Genomic DNA, 21,903 nt, shown 5'->3' on the forward strand with positions numbered 1-21,903 from the left:
TGAGGTATGTATACTTCACCACCGCCATCGTCCCCACAAGCCAGATCGCAACAGCGATCTGGTTTTTCTCTTGGCCTATTTAGTCGTTCCTTCCTGCTACTTGCTGCACTGATGCTCATCAGTCTAGGCGCGTGGTTGCAAGTGTTTTTCAGTATGGAAGAAGGCCCTAGAGCCAGACAGATGGCTCAGAGGGTGACAACCGCCGTTAGTATCACCCGTTCTGCATTGATGTATGCCCCGCCACACGTGCGCCCTGCTCTACTGCTGGATCTCGCCACCAAAGAAGGTTTGCGCGTACAGCCACGCGACAGCAATGACACGCTTGAGCCGCTACAACGCTCCAACTACTGGCAAGAGGTATACAGGGAAATCCGTGCAGGCTTAGGCAGCCAAACACTGGTGATGTGGTCGGTAAACCAAATGCCTGGCATTTGGGTGTCTTTTGATATCAATGACGATAAATACTGGCTGGTCTTTGACCGCGAACAATTAAGCCTTACTGCTGGCCCTGAGTGGCTAGGGTGGGCCATTACGGCATTACTGCTAGCCTTGATCGGCGCTGCTGTTAGTGTGCGCTTTGTGAACCATCCTTTGGCACGACTGGCTAAAGTCGCCCAACAGTTGGCGCGTGGCGAAACCCCGTCTCCGCTACCCGAGCGCGGTCCCAATGAAATCCGCGAATTAAACGTTGCCTTTAACCGTATGGCTCGAGACATACGCCAAGCGGAGGCCGACCGAGAAATCATGTTGGCCGGTATTTCACACGACTTGCGCACCCCTCTGGCTCGCATGCGTCTAGAAATTGAGTTGAGCAACGTCAGTGACGAAACGCGCCACGCGATTGACGAAGACTTAGCACAAATCGATCACAGTATTGGTCAGCTCATGGAATATGCCAGACCTGCTGGCGCCGTCCCTGAGGAAGGCATTGATGTTTCCCACGCCTTACAAGAGCTGATAGATAGAGAGCGCTCGCACACAGAAAGTTTGGGTGGCACGCTCACCGCAGAAATTGAAACCGCTCTGCTGGCCCGTATTCAAGCCAACGACTTGAAACGTATAGTCAGTAACTTGATTGAAAACGCTAGACGTTATGGTCGTAGTCCCTTAACCAATCAAGCCAACATACACCTGACGGCCTCAACGCGCGGCAACAGTATAGAAATTACGGTAGAAGACCAAGGGGTGGGGATTGAGCCACATGAGGTACAACGCTTATTGCGTCCCTTCTCTCGTGGTGACACCGCCAGAACCGGCGTGAGTGGTGCCGGCTTGGGGCTATCTATTGTAGAGCGTTTACTTGGCCACGTTAGCGGCACCTTGGAGCTGATTTCACATCCGCCCCAAGGTTTATTAGTGCGCATCACTATTCCACGCTTAAAACGCAGCAGTTCTTAAGCGCTAGTCACGCCACAACAGCACAGCCACTGTGGCGGCTATGCCTTCTTTGCGACCTAAATAACCCAACTCTTCGTTGGTTTTTGCTTTGATGTTGACCCGATCCGTTTCCAAGGATAGATCAGCGGCAATATTCGCCACCATGGCAGCAGCATGCGGGCCAATTTTGGGGGCTTGGGCATGCACGGTAGCATCCACGTTCACGACTTTCCAACCCAAGCCAGCCACCAGTGCCATCGCATCGCGCAACAACACACGGCTGTCAGCCCCTTTGTAGCGAGGGTCGGTATCTGGAAAGTGTCTCCCTATATCCCCAAGCGCAGCCGCACCCAACAGCGCATCAGTCACGGCATGCAGCAATACATCGGCATCAGAGTGCCCTGCCAAACCATGCGTATGCGGAATGGTGACACCACCAATGATCAAATCACGCCCCTCTACCAGAGCGTGCACGTCAAACCCCTGTCCTACACGAATATCCATGGCTTATAACCACCTATCCATCAATTCAAAATCTTCTGGCCACGTCACTTTTAAATTGCGCTTAGAGCCTGGTATTAATAACGGCTGACCACCCTGTAACTCTACCGCAGAGGCTTCATCTGTAATGCTAGCGCCTTGTTGCTGTGCTTTTTGCAAACACTCCAGCAAATAATTAGCTTTGAACATTTGTGGAGTCTGTGCCAACCACAAACCATCACGATCCACCGTTTGCTCACTACGCGCCAGTCGGTCATCTTGCAACGGCCCTTGGCGTTTCACCGTATCGGTTACAGGCCACGCTAGCAGCCCACCTTGATCCTGCTCTAAACACGTAGAAATCAGGCGATCCAAATCTTCCACTGGCACGCCAGGACGCGCGGCATCATGCACCAACGCCCACGTATCATCATCGGCTTTTAAATCTTCTAATGCTTGGCGTACCGTTTGATCACGAGTATCGCCACCACAGTGACGCCACACAGTACGCTCCATACCTTGTAAACAAGATTCCACCCAAGTGTCTTCCCTGCTTACAATAACCCTTATCTGACTAATGCGTGGTTCACGCAATAGCGCTTGCACAGTACGGCGCAACATAGGTTCACCACCTATCAAGGCGTATTGTTTAGGCACTGTGGCGGACAACAACACCGAACCACCTCGGCGAGCCCGCGTACCTACGCCCGCTGCCGGTACAATTGCAATAATTTTTTTACTCATATCATCCCTTACCATGAGCTCCCTGACTTCATCCAACACCTCTGCCGCTCTGTCTTTACCCAGCACTGGCGAGTTGCTGAAATCCCTGAAGCCAGGGCAACGCTATACCCAGTCTTTACCACCTGGTTCTGGCGATGCTTGTCTGCTGGCTGATTTAGCCCAGCGTAGTGCACGCCCCCTAGTCATTCTCTGTGCCAACCCGTTGGATGCATCACGACTGGCCGACGAACTACCTTTATTCATTCCCAGTGTAAACATACGTCAGTTTCCTGACTGGGAAACTCTGCCCTATGATGGTTTTTCACCGCATGAAGCCTTAGTGTCTTCACGGTTGCAAACCATGCATGCCCTGCAGCAAAAAACCGTCGATGTACTAACTGTACCGGTTAGCACGGCCTTGTACCGTTTGGCACCACCGTCCTTTTTAGCCGCTTATACATTTTCGTTTAAGCAAGGCAACAAACTGGATGAAAACCAACTGCGCGAACAGATGGTGCTGGCTAATTATAATCACGTCACCCAAGTTACCGCACCCGGTGAATTCTGCGTACGCGGTGGGCTGATTGATATCTTCCCTATGGGCTCGGCGCTGCCCTACCGGCTGGATTTGTTTGACGATGAAATAGAATCCATACGCGCTTTTGATGCCGACACCCAGCGCAGCCTGTATCCCGTGCCTGAAGTGCAGTTACTACCGGGGCGTGAATTCCCCATGGATGAGGCTGCCCGCACCCTGTTTCGCAGTCGTTTTAGGGAGGTGTTCGAGGGTGACCCTTCCAGAGCTTTACCCTACAAAGACATAGGCAACGGCATTGCGTTTGCTGGCGTGGAATACTACCTACCTCTGTTTTTTGAAGAAACTGCTACCTTATTTGATTACATCAGTGATCAGGCTCTGATAGTAACGCATGGCGATCTCGCTCAAGCTATTGAGCACTTTCACACTGACACACATAGCCGCTACACCTTCTTAAATGCCGACAGAGAGCGCCCTGTACTCTCTCCTCATGCGTTATTCCTGAATGAAACTGAGCTGTACTCACGACTCAAAGAATACCCAAGACTGAGTCTGCAAACTGGCGCTCCCCACCCTGACTTCGAGGCGTTGCCAGAAGTCGCTGTGAACCGTCGTGCCGAAGATCCTGTGGCGGCACTACGTAGAGAGATCACAGACCCCAAACGCCGCACGGTGTTGTGCGCGGACTCTGCGGGTAGACGTGAAACCTTAGGGCAAATGCTGCAAGAGTTTGGTGTACACGTACCATCCATCCCCGCTGACCTGCAAGACTTCCTACAATCAGACGCCCATTTTGCACTGGTAGTAGCGCCGCTTTCCCAAGGCTTTGCCTTGCACGACGCTGCCATTAGCATCCTCACCGAAAACGATTTATATCCAACCCAAGCTCGCGCTCACCGTCGCCGTGGCAAACAAGAAAAAACCACTGATGTGGAAGCCATGGTGCGCGACTTGTCCGAGCTACGTGAAGGCGATCCCGTTGTGCACAGCGAGCACGGTATTGGACGCTACTGCGGCTTGATAGAAATGGATCTAGGCGAAGGCCCAATGGAGCTACTGCATCTAGAGTACGCAAAAGAGGCCACCCTATACGTACCCGTCTCGCAACTGCATCTGATTTCGCGTTACAGCGGTACCGACGCAGACTCTGCACCCTTGCACCAATTGGGTTCAGGGCAATGGGAAAAAGCACGTCGCCGAGCGGCTAAACAAGCGCGAGACACGGCAGCCGAATTGCTAGATTTGTACGCCAAACGTGCGCTGCGCACCGGCAATGAGTACAAGCTCCCCTTTAGTGACTACGAAGAATTTGCGGCAGGCTTCGGTTTTGAAGCCACACCTGATCAACAAGGTGCTATTGATGCGGTGTTGGATGACATGCGCTCTAGCCGCCCAATGGATAGGCTGATTTGTGGTGATGTAGGCTTTGGTAAAACCGAAGTGGCCTTACGCGCTGCGTTTCTCGCGGTAGCAAATGGCATGCAAGTTGCGTTGTTGTGCCCCACAACGCTCTTGGCTGAGCAGCACGCACAAACCTTTACTGACCGTTTTGCCGACTGGCCTGTACGTGTGGCAGAGCTATCGCGCTTTCGCTCAGGCAAAGAAAGCAAGCAAGCCATTGATGGCTTAGCGTCAGGGCAAGTGGACATCGTCATTGGCACGCACAAGATTTTGTCGTCCAGCGTGCAGTTCAAAAACCTAGGCTTAGTGATCATCGATGAGGAACACCGTTTCGGTGTGCGCCAAAAAGAAGCACTTAAAGCGTTACGTGCCGAAGTAGATATACTCACACTCACGGCCACGCCTATCCCCCGTACACTGGGTATGTCACTAGAAGGCATACGTGATTTCTCTGTCATCGCCACAGCCCCACAAAAACGATTAGCCATTAAAACCTTCGTGCGCCGAGAAGACGGTAGCACCATACGCGAAGCGTTATTGCGCGAGCTAAAACGTGGCGGTCAGGTGTACTTCTTGCATAACGAAGTAGAGACCATTCAAAACCGTAGAGCACGATTGGAAGAGCTAGTACCTGAAGCACGTATAGGTGTCGCGCACGGCCAAATGCCAGAGCGAGAGCTAGAAAGCGTAATGAAAGACTTCTATCAAAAACGCTTTAATGTCTTGTTGTGTACCACCATTATCGAAACCGGTATTGACGTGCCGAGTGCAAACACCATTGTGATTCACAGAGCTGATAGGCTGGGCTTGGCACAGCTACACCAGTTACGTGGCCGCGTAGGGCGCTCTCACCATCAAGCCTATGCCTACCTACTCACCCCAGGTGAGGATGCCATTACCAGCAATGCTAAGAAGCGTCTGGAAGCTATTCAAGCCATGGAAGAGCTGGGCTCTGGTTTTTTCTTGGCCATGAACGATTTAGAAATTCGTGGTGCAGGCGAGGTGCTAGGTGAACATCAGTCTGGCAATATCCAAGAAATTGGTTTTTCCATGTACACCGATATGCTGAATACGGCAGTCAAAGCCTTGAAGGCTGGCGAAGAACCCGATTTAGACAGCCCATTTACCAGCGGCTGCGAAGTAAACTTACGCGCTTCAGCATTATTGCCTGCCGATTACTGCCCTGATGTGCATGCCCGCTTAGGCCTATACAAAAAACTGTCGCATGCGGCTGATAACGATGAATTGAACAGCCTGCAAGAAGAACTGATAGACCGTTACGGCCCGCTGCCTGAAGCAGCACAGACCTTGATGGCCGTACACCGCATTCGCTTAGTCGCTGAAGCATTAGGCATTACCAAGGTGGATGTGACAGCTGATTACGCCAATATTCAGTTTTCCAGCAAACCCAATGTTGATCCTATTACCTTGATTGAACTGGTGCAGAAAAACAAACACATACGTTTTTCTGGCCCAGACAAACTGAAGATAGAAATGCCTGCGGATGCAGATTGGAAGCAACGATCACAACAGGTTCTTAACCTCCTGCAACGTATAGGCAGAGCGTAAAAACAACGTGAAACTACTTGCCCACGTAAAAAACACTCGTTATAGTGGGCAAGTACAGTTCACTTTACAGAACCCATTCATGTCATTAACCACACACCACTCTACTCGCGCTTGCCCCACTTGGGCGGCTGGTGTGCGCGTGAATGCGGCTAATCCTCCCCCTCCCTCATCTATAGCACCTCCAGTGATGTCTAGCGTAGTTGTAGCTCGCGTCGTAGCCGTAGTCTAACGACCACCATCACCTCTTCTCGACTATCACGTATCGCCTACAGGGCGACTGATTGTTGACGCATATAGTTTCTATTAGATGAGAACATCATGTCATTTTTGAATCCAGCCTGGTCAGCACACGCGGCCATGGGTTTATTTGTTTTGTTATGGGGCAGTGCTGCCCTCTTCACCCGCTGGGGCCTAGATTACGCCTCGCCTACCGTCTTATTGCTGCTGCGATTTTCGTTAGCCATGGGAGCTTTGCTGCTATTGGGTTTACGTAGACCCATCTGGCCAGCTAAAGGCACTAGACTGCAAGTGGCCAGTACCGGCTTGCTGTTAGTAGGCGGCTACTCCATCTGCTACTTCCAATCCATGGCGCACGGCATTACCCCCGGCCTCTTAGCAACACTCTTAGGTACCCAACCGGTGCTTACGTTGCTGCTGACTGAACGCCGCTTCTCAGTGTGGCGATTAAGCGGTTTGCTGCTTTCTATGGCCGGTTTAGCACTGGTGGTATGGCAAGGTGCCTCCGTCGCGAATATCTCCACGCTAGGCTTGATTTACGGCTTAGGAGCGCTAGCTTGCATCACCTTTGGCTCACTCCAACAAAAGCGTATTCAACAAGCACCTGATGCCGTGCTGCCCCTGCAGTATGTGATGACTCTGCTGCTGTGTGTCGTGGTACTCCCGTTTGAAACCCAAACACTGAGTCTGGACTGGGGCTTGCTCATCCCATTGCTATGGCTAGGCTTAGTAGTTTCTGTGGCGGCACAGTTGCTGCTGTATCGCATGATACGTTCTGGCAACCTCGTCAACATCACTAGCTTGTTTTACTTGGTGCCTGTTGTCACCGTGATTATGGACTATGTGTTTCTAGGCAATGCTCTACCTGCTTTAGCACTGGTGGGGATGGCGGCTATTCTCGCTGGTTTAGCGCTGGTATTTAGAAAAGCCTAAATACTATTCACACAAAAAAGCCTGTATGTGATGAACATGCAGGCTTTTTTATACATACCATAGAGCAAGCTATTTAGAAGCTCAGTCTAAACCAGTTAATGATGCCGTCTAGCGGTGCATGATTCAACGCATAACGTGCTTGCTCTTGCACTACCGGTTTTGCCCGGTAAGCTACCGAGTAATACGCCTTGGCCATCATCTTCAAGTCATTCGCACCATCACCCACAGCAATAATCTGCTCGGGTGTGGCATTCAACTCTGTAGCCAATCTAGTCACGTGATCCGCTTTTGCTTGCGCATCCAAGATATCGCCCAATACACGACCAGTCAACTTGCCATCACGCACTTCTAAAGTGTTAGCGTAGGCTTCATCAATACCCAAGCGTGCTTTCAGTTTTTCAGTAAAGAAGGTGAAACCACCAGACACCAGCAAAGTACGTACACCGTGCTTTTTCGCTTCACCTACTAAACGCTCAGCACCAGCATTCAGATTTAAACGCTGCTCATACACCTGCTGTAATGCAGACTCTGGTACACCTTCCAACAACGCCACACGACGAATCAGGCTTTCAGAGAAATCTTTAATTTCGCCACGCATCGCCGCTTCAGTGATCGCAGATACTTGCTCTTTACGACCCACTGCAGCAGCAATTTCATCAATACACTCGATATTAATGAGCGTGGAGTCCATATCCATCGCCAAGATACGGCACTCGCGCAGCAGTTGAATGTTGTCCAAAAAAGCGAAGTCTATACCCTTACGTTCGCACTCTGCTTTCACTATATCTTTGCAACTCGCATCTGCTTGCAACAGACGCACTACGGTAGGACCAAGCTCCTGCACGCCATTTGCGCTAACCAAAGCAGCGATTTTCTCTATAGCTACAGAATTAAGACATGGAGACTGAAGAATCAGATGTGACATGATACGTACGCACAAAAAGAAAACCCTTTGCTCACACTACCAAACCGAATCAATAGGCATAGTAGTCGTTCAAAGGGTTACAACACGGAAGAAAATAACGTATTAGTACAAACCGTCTGCTGCCATGGATGCTACGCCACGGCGTCGTTTCACCAAGTAGCGAAACACAAAGCCGGGATAGCCTAACACCACATACAAACACAGCCCTATGGCATAGAACTCCCAACGCTGCGGAAATACGTTACCTTGACTGGCTTCAAAGGCAAAACCCAGAACACCCATCAACACAAACAGTATGACAAACTCTATAAGACGTGTAATCACACCTTTTTCAATAGCAGGCTGACTGCGTAGCCAGAAACCTGGCAACCACATCAACACCGCAAACACTACCACCACTGCTGCTACTGTTAACAGAAGCACAGTGCTGCTATTGAAAAAAGCACGGGAAATATAATCGTGCGAGGCATAGGCAGCGGCAGCAACCAGTGCTGCCATCACCACGAAGCGCAACAGCCTAACGGCTGTTGCACCTTCTGCCTCGCCTACTTGGCGCCAAGGCATACAGAACAAGGGACGTTGAATAAGAAAGGGAAGATTAGCCGTTATAAACGCTAGTGCAATCAACACCCAAACTGCCGTACCCTGTCCCATACTTTACCTCTTAGTAGAAAACCAACGAATCGCGGATAACTTGCACACACAGTGCCAGCAAGCCGCTGGGCAGTATACCGTAAACCAGCACCAGCAACCCGTTCAAGGAAAGAATGCCGCCAGTTACCCAACCCAAAGACAGCGGCTCGGCATTTTTCTCTTCTGGTTCGTCGAAGTAAGCTACTTTTACTACACGCAGGTAGTAGAAAGCACCAATCAAAGACATGATCACTGCGACGATCGCAACGCTGATGTAGCCTGCACCCACTACAGCTTGCAGGATCGCCAGTTTGGCGTAGAAGCCTGCCAGCGGAGGAATACCTGCTAACGAGAACATGGACAGCAACAGAACGAATGCCAAGATTGGGTGACGACGGTTCAAGCCTTTGAAGTCATCAATGTTTTCACACTCGAAACCTTGACGGCTCAATACCAACATCAAACCGAAGGTGCTCAGTGTGGTCAGTACATAGATCACTGCGTAGAACAACGATGCACCGTAAGCACCCTCGTTTACCAGACCATCAGCACCTACACCTGCCATGAAACCCAAGAAGATGAAACCCATGTGCGACACAGTAGAGAACGCCAACATACGTTTGAAGTTGGTCTGCATGATCGCAGTCAGGTTACCGATGATCAGCGAAGCAATCGCCAGCAACATCAGCATTGGCTGCCAATCAATAGCAATACCGTGCAACGCTTCGATCAACAGACGCAGTGCCATGGCTACAGCAGCCAACTTAGGCGCAGCAGCAATCACCAACGCTACGGTAGTAGGAGCACCTTGGTACACGTCTGGTGTCCACATGTGGAATGGTGCTGCAGTCAGTTTGAAACCCAAACCAGCCACGATAAACACCACACCAAAAACCAGTGTCAGATGGTTTGCTTCTTCTGTAGAAATTGCAGCAGCGATTTGACCCAGATTCAACGTGCCTGTAGCACCGTAAATCATGGACATACCGTACAAGAAGATACCGGAAGCCAATGCGCCCAGCACAAAGTACTTCATTGCCGCTTCAACTGAAGGCTGGTGCTCACGACGCAAGGCTACCAATGCGTACAACGCAAAGGACATCAGCTCTAGACCCAAGTAGGCCATCAACAAGCTGCCTGCAGAGATCATCAACATCTGGCCCAATAGGGCCATCAGTGTCAGTGTGTAAAGCTCACCACCACTTTTCAGCAGACCACGATCTTCAGCGTAACCACGCCCGTAGATCAACGTCACTGCTACAGCAATGTAGGACACAAACTTCAAGAAGTGTGACAGCGGGTCAACCACATACAAACCACTGAAGGACGTGCCGTACATGTCGGCATTCCACTGCCACAACGTGACACAAGCCACGATCACCAGTGAAACCAGCGACAGCACAAACGTGCTGTGGCGGTTTTCACCTTTGTTAAAAGCATCGAACAGCAGTACCAGTGCTGCTGAAATCAGCAACACAATTTCCGGTAGCGCTAACGCGAAATCAAATGAATTTTCCATAATCTTCCAGGCCTACAGTTTCGATACAGACACATGCTGCAACAGTGCATCAACCGAAACGTGCATGACTTCTGTGAACGGTTTTGGATACACACCCATGTACAACACAGCAATTGCCATCACAGCCATGATGAAGAACTCACGACCACTTAGGTCAGGCATGCTACGCACGTTGTCATTGGTAATGGGGCCGTACGCTACGCGTTTCAGCAACCACAGCGAATAGGAAGCACCGGTAATCAGAGCGGTAGCAGTCAACAAACCAATCCAGAAGTTGTACTGCACTGCACCCATGATCACAGTGAATTCACCGATAAAGCCACTGGTACCTGGCAAACCAGCGTTTGCCATGGAGAACAATACGAAGAAGGTCACAAAACGTGGCATTACACTTACTACGCCACCGTAGTCAGAGATTTCACGTGAGTGCAAACGGTCGTACAGTACACCAATACACAGGAACATTGCGCCAGACACGAAACCGTGGGAAATCATCTGCATGATCGCGCCTTCCATACCGGTGGCGTTGAAGATGAAGAAACCCAGTGTCACGAAACCCATGTGCGCAACGGAGGAGTATGCCACCAGTTTTTTCATGTCTTTCTGAACAATCGCTACCAGACCAATATAGATCACAGCAACCAAAGACAGAGTAATCATGAAACCGGACAGCGTGTGCGATGCATCAGGGGCGATAGGCAACGAGAAACGCAAGAAACCGTATGCCCCCAATTTCAGCATGATCGCTGCCAACACTACGGAACCACCTGTAGGTGCTTCCACGTGAGCATCTGGCAACCATGTGTGTACAGGCCACATTGGAACTTTCACAGCAAATGCCATGAACAGTGCCAAGAAGATCAGAATTTGCGGTTTGATTGGCAACGCCACATCGTGCCACGTTTTGATATCAAAGCTGCCACCGGATACGTTCCACAAGTAGATGAACGCTACTAGGGTCAACAAAGAACCCAGCAAGGTGTACAGGAAGAACTTGAACGATGCGTACACTCGACGTGGACCACCCCATACCCCGATGATGATGTACATAGGGATCAAGGTAGCTTCGAAGAAGATGTAGAACAGCATGCCGTCGGCCGCTGCAAACACACCAATCATCAAACCGGACAAGATCAGGAACGCACCCATGTATTGGGGAACACGATCCTTAATCACTTCCCAGCCTGCCAACACCACAATAATAGTGATGAAGGCTGTCAGCAATACGAACCACAGCGAAATACCATCCACACCCAAGTGGTAGTTGACGGCAAACGTCTCGATCCAGGGAGTCAGTTCTACAAACTGTAGGTCAGCTGTACTAGGGTCGAAACCTGTGTACAGCGGAATTGTTACCAAGAAACTCGCAACCGCACCAATCAGCGCCAGTGTACGCGTGAAGTTAGCACGATCATCGCGCCCCAGTGCCAGCACCAAAAGGCCAGCAACAATGGGCACAAAGATTGCGAGCGATAACCAGGGAAATGTTGAAGACACCATATCGCTTGCCATTATTTAACCGTCAGCACAAAGAATGTCAGGAGCACCACAATACCGATGATCATGGCAAAAGCGTAGTGGTAGATGAAACCGGATTGAATACGGCGAGACACCGCAGCAACCCAACCTACTAAACGCGCGCTACCGTTGACGATCAGACCGTCAATCAGACCTGCATCTGCCCCTTTCCAGAGACCAGTACCCAAACAACGAGCACCGCGAGCAATGACCTGTTCGTTGAACCAGTCCACGTAGTATTTGTTTTCCATGACCTTGTTGATAAACGCAGTGTTGCGTTTGATCGCGGCCGGCACAGCTGGGTTAATCAGGTAGCAATACCATGCTACGACCATACCCGCTACCACCAAGAAGAATGGCAATGTCACAAAGCCGTGCAATGCGTATTCCATCCAACCTTTCCAACCGGAAGCCAACTCAACAATTGCTGGGTGCTCTTCTGGATGAACAGTAATGATGTTGTCAAAGAAACTACCGTACAGCAATGGATCTACAAACCAGATACCGGTAATGATGGATGGCACAGCCAACAACAGCAACGGTACAGTCACCACCCATGGGGACTCGTGTGGATTGCCTTCCAGCGCATGGTGATCGCCCAACGCTTCTTTAGAAGGATTGCGGAAGTTTTCTTTACCGTGGAATACCAAGAAGTACAGACGGAAAGAGTACAGCGATGTCACAAACACGCCAATCAGCACACTGTAGTACGCGAAGTTTGCACCCCACAAACCAGCTTCGGCAGCAGCGTGTGCCGCTTCAATGATGCTTTCTTTGGAGTAGAAACCGGAGAAGAACGGCGTACCAACCAATGCCAACGTACCGATCAAGAATGTGATCCATGTGATAGGCATGTATTTACGCAGCCCACCCATTGCACGGATATCTTGATTGTGGTGCATACCGATAATCACAGAACCGGCACCCAAGAACAGCAACGCTTTAAAGAAGGCGTGTGTCATCAAGTGGAAGATCGCGACGGAGTATGTTGATGCACCCAGTGCCACAGTCATGTAACCCAACTGGGACAATGTGGAGTACGCCACAACACGTTTAATATCGTTTTGGATAATGCCCAAAGCACCCAAGAACAACGCACCAATTGCACCGATCACAATGATCATGGACAACGCCGTGGTGGAGTGTTCGTACACAGGTGAGAAACGAGCCACCATGAAGATACCTGCTGTCACCATCGTCGCCGCGTGAATCAACGCGGAGATAGGTGTAGGACCTTCCATGGAGTCAGGCAACCAAGAGTGCAGAGGCACCTGAGCGGATTTACCCATAGCACCTACGAACAGCGCAATACATGCCACTGTCAGCAATTGCCAGTCTGTACCTGGGAATGTCATGGTACTCAGTTGTGCTACATGCGCGAACACATCGTCGTAACGCATGCTGCCTGTGTAGGCGTACAGCAAACCAATACCCAGCACAAAACCGAAGTCACCAACACGGTTCACCAAGAAGGCTTTCATGTTTGCGAAAATCGCCGTTTTACGCTCGTACCAGAAACCGATCAACAGGTAAGAAACCAGACCCACTGCTTCCCAACCGAAGAACAACTGCAGCATGTTGTTAGACATGACCAGCATCAACATCGAGAAGGTAAACAGCGAAATGTAAGAGAAGAAACGTTGGTAGCCTGGGTCCTCAGCCATATAGCCAATGGTGTAAATGTGCACCATCAGCGATACGGAAGTAACCACAACCATCATCAGCGCAGTCAAGCGGTCAATCAGGAAACCGATTTCCCAGCTTACGTTACCAATAGTGGCCCATGTGTACACAGCACCGTTGTAGGTTTGACCATCAATGGTCTGCATCAACACCATCACCGAACCGATGAAGGAAATCAACACACCCAAAATGGTGATGCTGTGTGCCGCTTTCTTGCCGATAAAACGGCCCAGAAAACCGGTACCAAACAGGCCAGCCACCATGGCCCCGACCAGGGGAGCCAATGCAATGAGTAAATAAAGACTTGGTGAGTTCATAGTATGTGCGATCCCATCAACCCTTGAGCTGGTCAAGTTTGTTTACGCTAATCGATTGCAAGTTACGGAACAGCAATACCAGAATTGCCAGACCTATAGCTGCTTCAGCAGCTGCAACGGTTAACACAAAGAAAACAAAAACCTGCCCTGCAACGTCTCCTGACCAGGTAGAAAATGCAACGAAGTTTATGTTCGCGGAAAGCAGGATCAGCTCGACAGACATCAAGAGGATCAGCAGATTGCGGCGATTAAAAAAGAAACCCAGCAAACCGATAGTAAACAGGACCGCACTTAATATCAGATAGTGCGTCAACCCTAGTGTCATCATTGTTTATCTCCAGCGCTGTTAGTTTCTGAAGCGGTAGACGGTTGTTCCACTTGTGCCGTCATGCTTACTAGACGCAGACGGTCTTCAGCACGAACTTTCACTTGTTTAGAGGAAACCGTACGCTTCACATCGGCACGACGACGCAATGTCAGTGCAATAGCCGCTACCATACCTACCAGCAGGATTACCCCACCAACTTGTACAGCCATCACATACTCGGTGTACATCAGCACACCCAGCACTTTCGTGTTGTTGTAGTTTTCAGGCATTACAGCAGCCGCAGGCGTTTCCACCCAAGCGCGCAACAATACAATCGCCATTTCGGCAATCATAATCAGACCCACAATGGAGCCCACAGGCATATAGGCCTTGAAGTGCTCAGTCATGGACGGCATGCGCACATCCAACAACATGATCACAAACAAGAACATCACCATTACCGCACCAACGTAGACCACGATTAACAATAGGCCCAAGAACTCGGCGCCCATCGTGATCCACAGCATAGCTGCCGTAAAAAAGGTCAAAATCAAATGCAGTACGGCAGTCACTGGACTGCGCGCCGTGACCACACGGAACGCAGCAACCACAATGACCAGCGCCAGCACATAAAACAGAATCGTTGAAAACATGAGTATTCTGCTCCTGTCTTAGCGGTAAGGCGCATCAGCGGCACGTCGCTCAGCAATTTCGGACTCGTAACGGTCACCTACTGCCAACAACATTTCTTTTGTGAAGTACAGGTCACCACGTTTTTCCCCATGGTATTCGTGGATATGTGTTTCCACGATGGAGTCAACTGGGCAACTTTCTTCACAAAAACCGCAGAAAATGCATTTAGTTAAATCGATATCGTAACGCGTGGTACGACGTGTGCCGTCAGCACGCTCATCGGATTCGATGGAGATGGCCAAGGCCGGGCAAACTGCTTCGCATAATTTACAGGCAATGCAGCGCTCCTCACCATTGGGATAGCGGCGCAATGCGTGCAAGCCACGGAAACGCGCCGATGTAGGCGTTTTTTCCTGTGGGTAGTGCAGCGTAATTTTGCGGCGGAAGAAGTAACGCCCGGTTAGACGCATACCCTTCAGCATCTCGGACAGCATCAGGCTGCCAAAAAAGTCTTTAATCGCTTCCATAATTATTTAGCCCCCGAGCCTTATTGCCAAATGTTCCAGGGCGTCTGCATCCAGATCGCGACCACCAATAACCAGATACCTGTCAGCGGGATGAAGACTTTCCAGCCCAAACGCATAATCTGGTCATAGCGGTAACGTGGGAATGTCGCACGGAACCAAATGAACATTGACACTACAACAAAGGTTTTCAGACCCAGCCACAACCAGCCTGGAATCCAGGTAAAGGGTGCAAAGTCAACGATTGGTAACCAACCACCCAAGAACATGATGGATGCCAGAGCCGACAACAAGATCATGTTGGCGTATTCACCCAAGAAGAATAGAGCAAAACCCATACCTGAGTACTCTACCATTGGGCCCGCCACGATCTCGGACTCACCTTCCACCACGTCAAACGGGTGACGGTTGGTTTCTGCCACAGCAGAAATCACGTAAACCACAAACAATGGCAACAGTGGCAACCAGTTCCAAGATAGGAAGTTCAAACCGCTATCGGCAAACATCCCACGGTCTTGACCCAGTACGATTTCGCTTAGGTTCAATGTACCGGATACCAACAAGACAGTAATCAGCACAAAACCAATTGCCAACTCGTAAGACAACACCTGAGCCGCTGCACGCAGACCGCCCAACAATGCGTATTTGGAGTTAGATGCCCAACCGGCCACGATCACACCGTATACACCCAGCGATGTAATCGCCAAGATATACAGCAGACCAGCGTTAATGTTGGCCAATACCACTTCTGGACCAAAAGGAATCACCGCCCATGCCGCTAACGCCGGCATCAGTGTTACAACTGGGCCCAAGAAGAACAGCACTTTGTTGGCCTTACTAGGCACAATCACTTCTTTGGTCAGCAACTTGAACACGTCAGCAAAAGGCTGCAGCAAACCACGTGGACCCACGCGGTTTGGACCTTTACGAACGTGCATGAAACCAATCATCTTACGTTCCCAGTATGTCAGGTAGGCAACGCAGATAATGATCGGCAAAGCGATACATACGATTTTGATCAGTGTCCACACCACATACCATGCGGTAGGACCAATCAAACCTTCGCCGAAGTTTTGAATAGTAGTCAGCAGTTCCATTTAGACACGCTCCACTGTCAGTTGACCGAAGCTGCTTCCCAACGATGCAGTTTCTGCAAACGCGGTCGCAATACGTACGCAACCCGATGCCACCGTGTCATCCAATTGAACTGGCAAGACGGTTTCACCTTGAGCAGAACGTACACGTACACTTTCACCGTCAGCCAGCGACATTTTTTCCAGTGTGACAGCATTCATGCGTGCTGTAGGCAACGCACTTGCAGGTGTTTGCTGCAATGGTTCAGCACGACGTACCAACGCATCAGTGCGGTAAATAGGTACATCAGTGACGCGCTCTAGACCTTCAGCAGCAGCAACCAATGCTGGTTTAGCATTGATAGTGTTGTTCAGGCGGGACTCAATACCAGCTGCCAATACGGTGTCGCGAACGGACTCGGAAGTCTCGTCATCAAAACCATCCAACTGGAACAAGTTACCCAATACACGTAGCACTTTCCAACCTGGACGAGTTTCACCCAGAGGAGCTGCCGCACCTTTGAAGCTCTGTACACGACCTTCAGCGTTCACAAAAGAACCTGAAGTTTCTGTAAAGGGAGCAATTGGCAGCATCACATCAGCCCACTCTTCTGCCGCACTGCGGAATGGAGTCAAGGCTACGGACAACGCTGCTGCTTTCAGTGTTTCCACTGCACGTGCACCGTAGTCGCTATCAAAAGCTGGTTCTGTGTGCAGTACGAAGTAAGCACGCAGGCTTTGCGCCAACATTTGCTCAGCAGTCAATGCACCGTTTGCAGGCACAGCGTTAGCCAAGTAACCGCCAACCGTGTTACCACCTGCAGTCAACCAGCCCAATGTTGCTTTCGCTGCAGTAGCCACTGCAGAAGCATTGGCTGCAATGACGCTAGCTTGATCGCTGGACACTACAACGTTACCCAAGAACACAGCTACTTTCTCGCCGGAGCTCAAGCTCTCAGCAATACGTCGTGCTTCTGCGCTAACTTGAACACCAGCCAACTCGGCAGGAACGGCTACACCAGCAGTTTCAGCCAAGGCTACAGCTACTTCAGCTACTGCATTAGCGATTTGGCTAGGAGCCACTGTCATGCGCTGGTGGATATGCGCAAAATGCGGATCATCAGCAGCAGAATCGATGAAGGACACTTGCGCACCCGCTTTCACAGCCTGACGCAGACGTTGTGCCATCAATGGGTGATCCTTACGCAGGAACGAACCTACGACCAGAACACGATCCAACTCGTTCAACTGAGTCACTGGCATACCCAACCATGGAGTACCTGCCAATGCTTGATCCAAACGTGCATCAATCTGACGCAGACGGAAGTCAACGTTTTCAGAGCCTAGAGCACGCATCAAACGTGCCAACAAGGCCAACTCTTCCGTTGTAGCAGTTGGGCTACCCAAACCACCAATTTGATCTGCACCGAATTTTTCACGTATTGCATTCATCGCGGCCACTACGTGTTGTAGGGCATCGCTCCACGACGCTTCACGCCATGTACCGTCGCTACCACGAATCATCGGATGTGTCAGACGGTCTTCGGTGTACAAACCTGTGTAAGAGAAACGGTCACGGTCGCTGATCCAGCACTCGTTTACCGCGTCATTCTCAAAAGGCACTACACGTAACACGCGGTCCATCTTGGACTGCACAACCAGGTTTGCACCCATGCTGTCGTGCGGGCTGACGGAATGGCGACGAGCCAATTCCCATGTACGTGCTTTGAAGTGGAACGGTTTAGACAACAGCGCGCCAACAGGGCACACGTCAATCATGTTACCGGACAACTCGGACTCTACAGCACGGCCCACGAACGTTGTAATTTCAGCGTGTTCGCCACGATTCAACATACCCACTTCTTGCAGACCAGCGATTTCTTCGCCAGTACGCACACAGCGTGTACAGTGAATGCAACGTTGCATAGCCTCTGTGGAGATCAGTGGACCCATTTCTTTGGCCACGACCACACGTTTTTCTTCCTGATAGCGGGATTCAGAGCCGCCATAACCTACGGCCAAATCCTGCAACTGACATTCACCGCCCTGGTCACAAACCGGGCAATCCAATGGGTGATTAATCAGCAGGAATTCCATCACGCTTTTCTGTGCAGCGATGGCTTTTTCCGAACGTGTACGTACCACCATACCGTTTGTCACTGGTGTCGCACACGCAGGCAAAGGTTTAGGGGCTTTTTCAACATCAACCAAACACATACGGCAGTTAGCCGCAATGCTTAGTTTTTTGTGATAACAGAAGTGCGGCACATACACCCCAGCGTCCTGTGCAGCTTGGATAACCATGCTGCCTTCAGGAGCTTCCAGTTTGATGCCGTCGATGGTGAGTTCTACCATTAGTTCGTCCTGAGCCTACAAATATTTGGGCACCACACAGTCACTGTGCTCGATGTGGTGTGCGAACTCGTCGCGGAAATGTTTGATGAAGCTGCGTACTGGCATAGCCGCCGCATCCCCCAGCGCACAAATCGTACGACCCATGATGTTTTGGGCAATTTCGTCCAACATATCCAGATCTTCAGGTCTACCCTTACCGTTCTCGATACGATGAACCATGCGCCACAACCAACCAGTACCTTCACGGCACGGAGTACATTGACCACAGCTTTCGTGCTGATAGAAGTACGACAAACGCAGCAGGCTTTTCACCATACAACGTGTGTCATCCATCACAATCACCGCACCAGAACCCAGCATAGAGCCTGCTTTGGCGATGGAGTCATAGTCCATGTTTGTGGCCATCATGATGTCTGCTGGTAATACCGGCGCAGACGATCCACCAGGAATCACCGCTTTAAGCTTGCGACCTTCGCGCATGCCGCCAGCCAATTCCAACAGTGTTGAGAATGGTGTGCCCAATGGGATTTCATAATTACCAGGACGTTGCACGTCACCAGAAATTGAGAAAATCTTTGTACCGCCAGCATTAGGCAAACCAATTTCTTGGTAGGCCTGACCACTATTACGGATGATCCAAGGCACTGACGCAAAGGTTTCCGTATTGTTAATGGTGGTCGGTTTGCCGTACAAACCAAAACTAGCTGGGAATGGTGGTTTGAAACGCGGTTGGCCTTTCTTGCCTTCTAATGATTCCAACAAGGCAGTTTCTTCACCGCAAATGTATGCGCCGTAACCGTGGAACGCATGCAATTGGAAGTTGAAATCGGTGCCAAACAGTTTGTCACCCAAGAAACCGGCTTTACGCGCCTGCTCCAACGCTTCTTCAAAGCGCTGGTAGACTTCAAAAATTTCGCCGTGAATGTAGTTATAGCCAACGCTAATGCCCATGGCATATGCAGCAATAGCCATACCTTCAATCACAATATGCGGATTAAAGCGTAGCAAGTCACGGTCTTTAAATGTACCTGGCTCACCTTCATCAGAGTTACACACCAAGTACTTTTGACCTGGCAATGTACGGGGCATAAAGCTCCACTTCAACCCTGTGGGGAAACCCGCACCACCACGACCACGCAACGCAGACGCTTTAACCTCAGCAATCACCTCATCAGGTGTCATGCTTGTCACAACTTTACGCAGAGCCTCGTAACCACCACGCTTAACGTAGTCTTCCAAGCCCCAGTTCGATCCGTCTAGGTCAGCCAACATTTGAGGTTGGATATGGCGGCCATGAAAAATCATGCTGCGCGACAAATCATTGGCGGGATCAGGTGTCAGGCCTTGCGACAGTTGCTTCAAGATATCAGGCGCGCTCATGCCGACTCTCCCTGTTTTCTAAGCCCATCCAACATAGCGTCTATACGCTCAGCTTCCATGCGCACACACATATGCTGGTTATTCACCAACATAACGGGTGAGTCACCACAGGAGCCCATGCATTCGCCAGAAATCACAGTGAACATGCCGTCAGCAGTTGTCTCACCGTACTCCACACCCAGTTTTTCTTTTAGGTATTCACCAGACTTCACGCCATCACGCAACGCGCAAGGCAAGTTGGTGCATACAGAAATGGTGTAGCGGCCAGCAGGACGTGTCTGGAACATGTTGTAGAAGGTAGCTACTTCCTGTACCGCAATCGCTGGTACACCTAAGTAGTTCGCCACGTCTTCAATTACCTCGGTAGACACCCAACCCAATTCCTGCTGGGCAATCGCCAAGGAGGCCATAATGGCTGAGCGTTTTTGGTCATCGGGGAACTTCAACAGTTCCTTGTCGATGCTTTGATAAGCTTTTTCGGAAAGCAGCATAGTTTGATTCCGTTCTTCCATGGTGATGCCTTAGCGGTCGATCTCGCCGAACACGATATCCTGTGTACCAATGATCGTGACAGCGTCAGCAATCATGTGGCCACGGGACATTTCGTCCAGCGACTGCAAGTGCACAAAACCAGGTGCACGAATCTTCATACGGTAAGGCTTGTTACCACCATCTGACACCAAATAAATCCCGAACTCACCTTTAGGATGCTCAACACCAGCGTAAACCTCGCCTGATGGAACGTGCATGCCTTCGGAGAACAATTTAAAGTGGTGGATCAAATCTTCCATACCTGTCTTCATGCGTTCGCGTGAAGGAGGTGCCACTTTATGGTTGTCGGTAATCACTGGACCTGGGTTGTTACGCAACCACTGGATACACTGGCGAATGATGCGGTTACTTTCACGCATTTCAGCCATACGTACCAAATAACGGTCATAACAGTCACCGTTAGTACCCACAGGAATATCGAACTCCATGCGATCGTATACTTCGTAAGGCTGTGTCTTACGTGTATCCCACTCCACACCAGAACCACGCAGCATAGGGCCAGTAAAGCCCAGTGCTTTAGCGCGCTCAGGAGTCACGATACCGACGTCTACCAAACGCTGTTTCCAAATGCGGTTATCCGTCAGCAAGGTGTCGTACTCATCAACACATGCAGGGAAGCGATCGGTAAAGTCTTCCAAGAAATCCAACAACGAGCCTGAACGTGCTTCGTTCATCGCTTTCAGCTCTTTCTCGCTGCGGTATTTATTACCTTGGTACAAAGCCATAGTATCTGGCAGATCACGGTACACACCACCTGGACGGTAGTATGCCGCGTGCAAACGCGCACCAGACACAGCTTCGTATGCATCCATCAAATCTTCACGTTCACGGAACGCGTACAAGAACACCGCCATCGCACCCACGTCTAGCGCGTGCGAACCTACAGACATCAAGTGGTTCAGGATACGGGTAATTTCGTCGAACATCACGCGGATGTACTGAGCACGTAGAGGAACTTCAACCCCTATCAAGCGCTCTACTGCCAAGCAGTAAGCGTGCTCATTCACCATCATAGACACGTAGTCCAAGCGATCCATATAGGGCAATGCTTGCAAGAACGTGCGGTGTTCGGCCAGTTTTTCTGTCGCGCGATGCAACAGACCAATATGTGGGTCAGCGCGTTGAATAACTTCGCCGTCCAATTCAAGTACCAGACGCAGCACACCGTGTGCGGCCGGGTGTTGAGGACCAAAGTTTAGCGTGTAATTCTGAATTTCTGCCATGAT

19 protein-coding genes are annotated in these 21,903 nt (G+C 50.5%); 4 read left to right on the forward strand and 15 right to left on the reverse strand.

What is annotated here, in order from left to right; genetic code table 11:
- Positions 1-6 precede the first annotated feature (6 nt).
- Positions 7-1,398: a sensor histidine kinase gene (locus tag ACLPHM_RS06845; RefSeq protein ID WP_430220495.1), complete on the forward strand. Its 1,392-nt coding sequence runs from the start codon at positions 7-9 to the stop codon at positions 1,396-1,398.
- A gap of 3 nt (positions 1,399-1,401) precedes the next feature.
- Here the strand turns inward: ACLPHM_RS06845 and ispF are convergent, their stop codons facing one another.
- Together ispF and ispD are read right to left on the reverse strand one after the other, a co-directional pair.
- On the reverse strand, positions 1,402-1,881 hold the full coding sequence (ispF, locus tag ACLPHM_RS06850; protein ID WP_135861445.1) for a 2-C-methyl-D-erythritol 2,4-cyclodiphosphate synthase: 480 nt from the start codon (positions 1,879-1,881) through the stop codon (positions 1,402-1,404).
- 3 nt (positions 1,882-1,884) lie between these two features.
- Positions 1,885-2,601: a 2-C-methyl-D-erythritol 4-phosphate cytidylyltransferase gene (gene ispD, locus ACLPHM_RS06855; RefSeq protein WP_430220496.1), complete on the reverse strand. Its 717-nt coding sequence runs from the start codon at positions 2,599-2,601 to the stop codon at positions 1,885-1,887.
- Positions 2,602-2,614: 13 nt separating this feature from the next.
- Between ispD and mfd the strand changes: the two genes are divergently transcribed.
- The 3 genes from mfd (at position 2,615) to ACLPHM_RS06870 (ending at position 7,258) form a co-directional block, all read left to right on the forward strand.
- The gene (gene mfd, locus ACLPHM_RS06860; RefSeq protein WP_430220497.1) at positions 2,615-6,088 is read left to right on the forward strand and encodes a transcription-repair coupling factor; all 3,474 of its coding nucleotides are present in this window, start codon (positions 2,615-2,617) and stop codon (positions 6,086-6,088) included.
- A 79-nt stretch (positions 6,089-6,167) separates the two neighbouring features.
- Entirely contained in the window at positions 6,168-6,317 is a 150-nt protein-coding gene (locus ACLPHM_RS06865; protein ID WP_430220498.1) for a hypothetical protein, read from the forward strand.
- A gap of 89 nt (positions 6,318-6,406) precedes the next feature.
- On the forward strand, positions 6,407-7,258 hold the full coding sequence (locus tag ACLPHM_RS06870) for a DMT family transporter (RefSeq protein ID WP_430220499.1): 852 nt from the start codon (positions 6,407-6,409) through the stop codon (positions 7,256-7,258).
- A gap of 73 nt (positions 7,259-7,331) precedes the next feature.
- Here the strand turns inward: ACLPHM_RS06870 and serB are convergent, their stop codons facing one another.
- From serB to ACLPHM_RS06935, 13 genes are all read right to left on the reverse strand, one after another.
- Entirely contained in the window at positions 7,332-8,183 is an 852-nt protein-coding gene (gene serB, locus ACLPHM_RS06875) for a phosphoserine phosphatase SerB (RefSeq protein ID WP_430220500.1), read from the reverse strand.
- Between the two features lie 102 nt (positions 8,184-8,285).
- Positions 8,286-8,837 carry a DUF2818 family protein gene (locus ACLPHM_RS06880; RefSeq protein ID WP_430220501.1) on the reverse strand — a complete coding sequence of 184 codons (552 nt, stop codon included), beginning with the start codon at positions 8,835-8,837 and terminating at the stop codon, positions 8,286-8,288.
- Between the two features lie 10 nt (positions 8,838-8,847).
- On the reverse strand, positions 8,848-10,338 hold the full coding sequence (nuoN, locus tag ACLPHM_RS06885; RefSeq protein WP_430220762.1) for an NADH-quinone oxidoreductase subunit NuoN: 1,491 nt from the start codon (positions 10,336-10,338) through the stop codon (positions 8,848-8,850).
- A gap of 9 nt (positions 10,339-10,347) precedes the next feature.
- On the reverse strand, positions 10,348-11,850 hold the full coding sequence (locus ACLPHM_RS06890) for an NADH-quinone oxidoreductase subunit M (RefSeq protein ID WP_430220763.1): 1,503 nt from the start codon (positions 11,848-11,850) through the stop codon (positions 10,348-10,350).
- Positions 11,847-13,853: an NADH-quinone oxidoreductase subunit L gene (nuoL, locus tag ACLPHM_RS06895; protein ID WP_430220502.1), complete on the reverse strand. Its 2,007-nt coding sequence runs from the start codon at positions 13,851-13,853 to the stop codon at positions 11,847-11,849. Before nuoL ends, ACLPHM_RS06890 begins: the two co-directional genes overlap by 4 nt.
- A 16-nt stretch (positions 13,854-13,869) precedes the next feature.
- Positions 13,870-14,178, reverse strand: a complete 309-nt coding sequence (gene nuoK, locus ACLPHM_RS06900; RefSeq protein WP_430220764.1) for an NADH-quinone oxidoreductase subunit NuoK — start codon at positions 14,176-14,178, stop codon at positions 13,870-13,872.
- On the reverse strand, positions 14,178-14,813 hold the full coding sequence (locus ACLPHM_RS06905) for an NADH-quinone oxidoreductase subunit J (RefSeq protein ID WP_430220503.1): 636 nt from the start codon (positions 14,811-14,813) through the stop codon (positions 14,178-14,180). The genes nuoK and ACLPHM_RS06905 overlap by 1 nt, the downstream gene beginning before the upstream one ends.
- Positions 14,814-14,831: 18 nt before the next feature.
- Positions 14,832-15,320 carry an NADH-quinone oxidoreductase subunit NuoI gene (nuoI, locus tag ACLPHM_RS06910; RefSeq protein ID WP_135861454.1) on the reverse strand — a complete coding sequence of 163 codons (489 nt, stop codon included), beginning with the start codon at positions 15,318-15,320 and terminating at the stop codon, positions 14,832-14,834.
- A gap of 20 nt (positions 15,321-15,340) precedes the next feature.
- Positions 15,341-16,414, reverse strand: coding sequence for an NADH-quinone oxidoreductase subunit NuoH (nuoH, locus tag ACLPHM_RS06915; protein WP_166407822.1), 1,074 nt, complete (start codon positions 16,412-16,414; stop codon positions 15,341-15,343).
- Complete coding sequence (gene nuoG / locus ACLPHM_RS06920) at positions 16,415-18,745, reverse strand: NADH-quinone oxidoreductase subunit NuoG (protein ID WP_430220504.1); 2,331 nt, start codon at positions 18,743-18,745, stop codon at positions 16,415-16,417.
- 15 nt (positions 18,746-18,760) lie between these two features.
- Positions 18,761-20,125, reverse strand: coding sequence for an NADH-quinone oxidoreductase subunit NuoF (nuoF, locus tag ACLPHM_RS06925; RefSeq protein WP_430220505.1), 1,365 nt, complete (start codon positions 20,123-20,125; stop codon positions 18,761-18,763).
- Entirely contained in the window at positions 20,122-20,616 is a 495-nt protein-coding gene (gene nuoE, locus ACLPHM_RS06930) for an NADH-quinone oxidoreductase subunit NuoE (protein ID WP_135861485.1), read from the reverse strand. The genes nuoF and nuoE overlap by 4 nt, the downstream gene beginning before the upstream one ends.
- A gap of 30 nt (positions 20,617-20,646) precedes the next feature.
- Positions 20,647-21,900, reverse strand: coding sequence for an NADH-quinone oxidoreductase subunit D (locus tag ACLPHM_RS06935; RefSeq protein ID WP_430220506.1), 1,254 nt, complete (start codon positions 21,898-21,900; stop codon positions 20,647-20,649).
- Between the last annotated feature and the right edge of the window lie 3 nt (positions 21,901-21,903).

Origin of the sequence: Paenalcaligenes sp. Me131 (assembly GCF_050487225.1) — a bacterium.
Taxonomy (GTDB): Bacteria; Pseudomonadota; Gammaproteobacteria; order Burkholderiales; family Burkholderiaceae_B; genus Paenalcaligenes.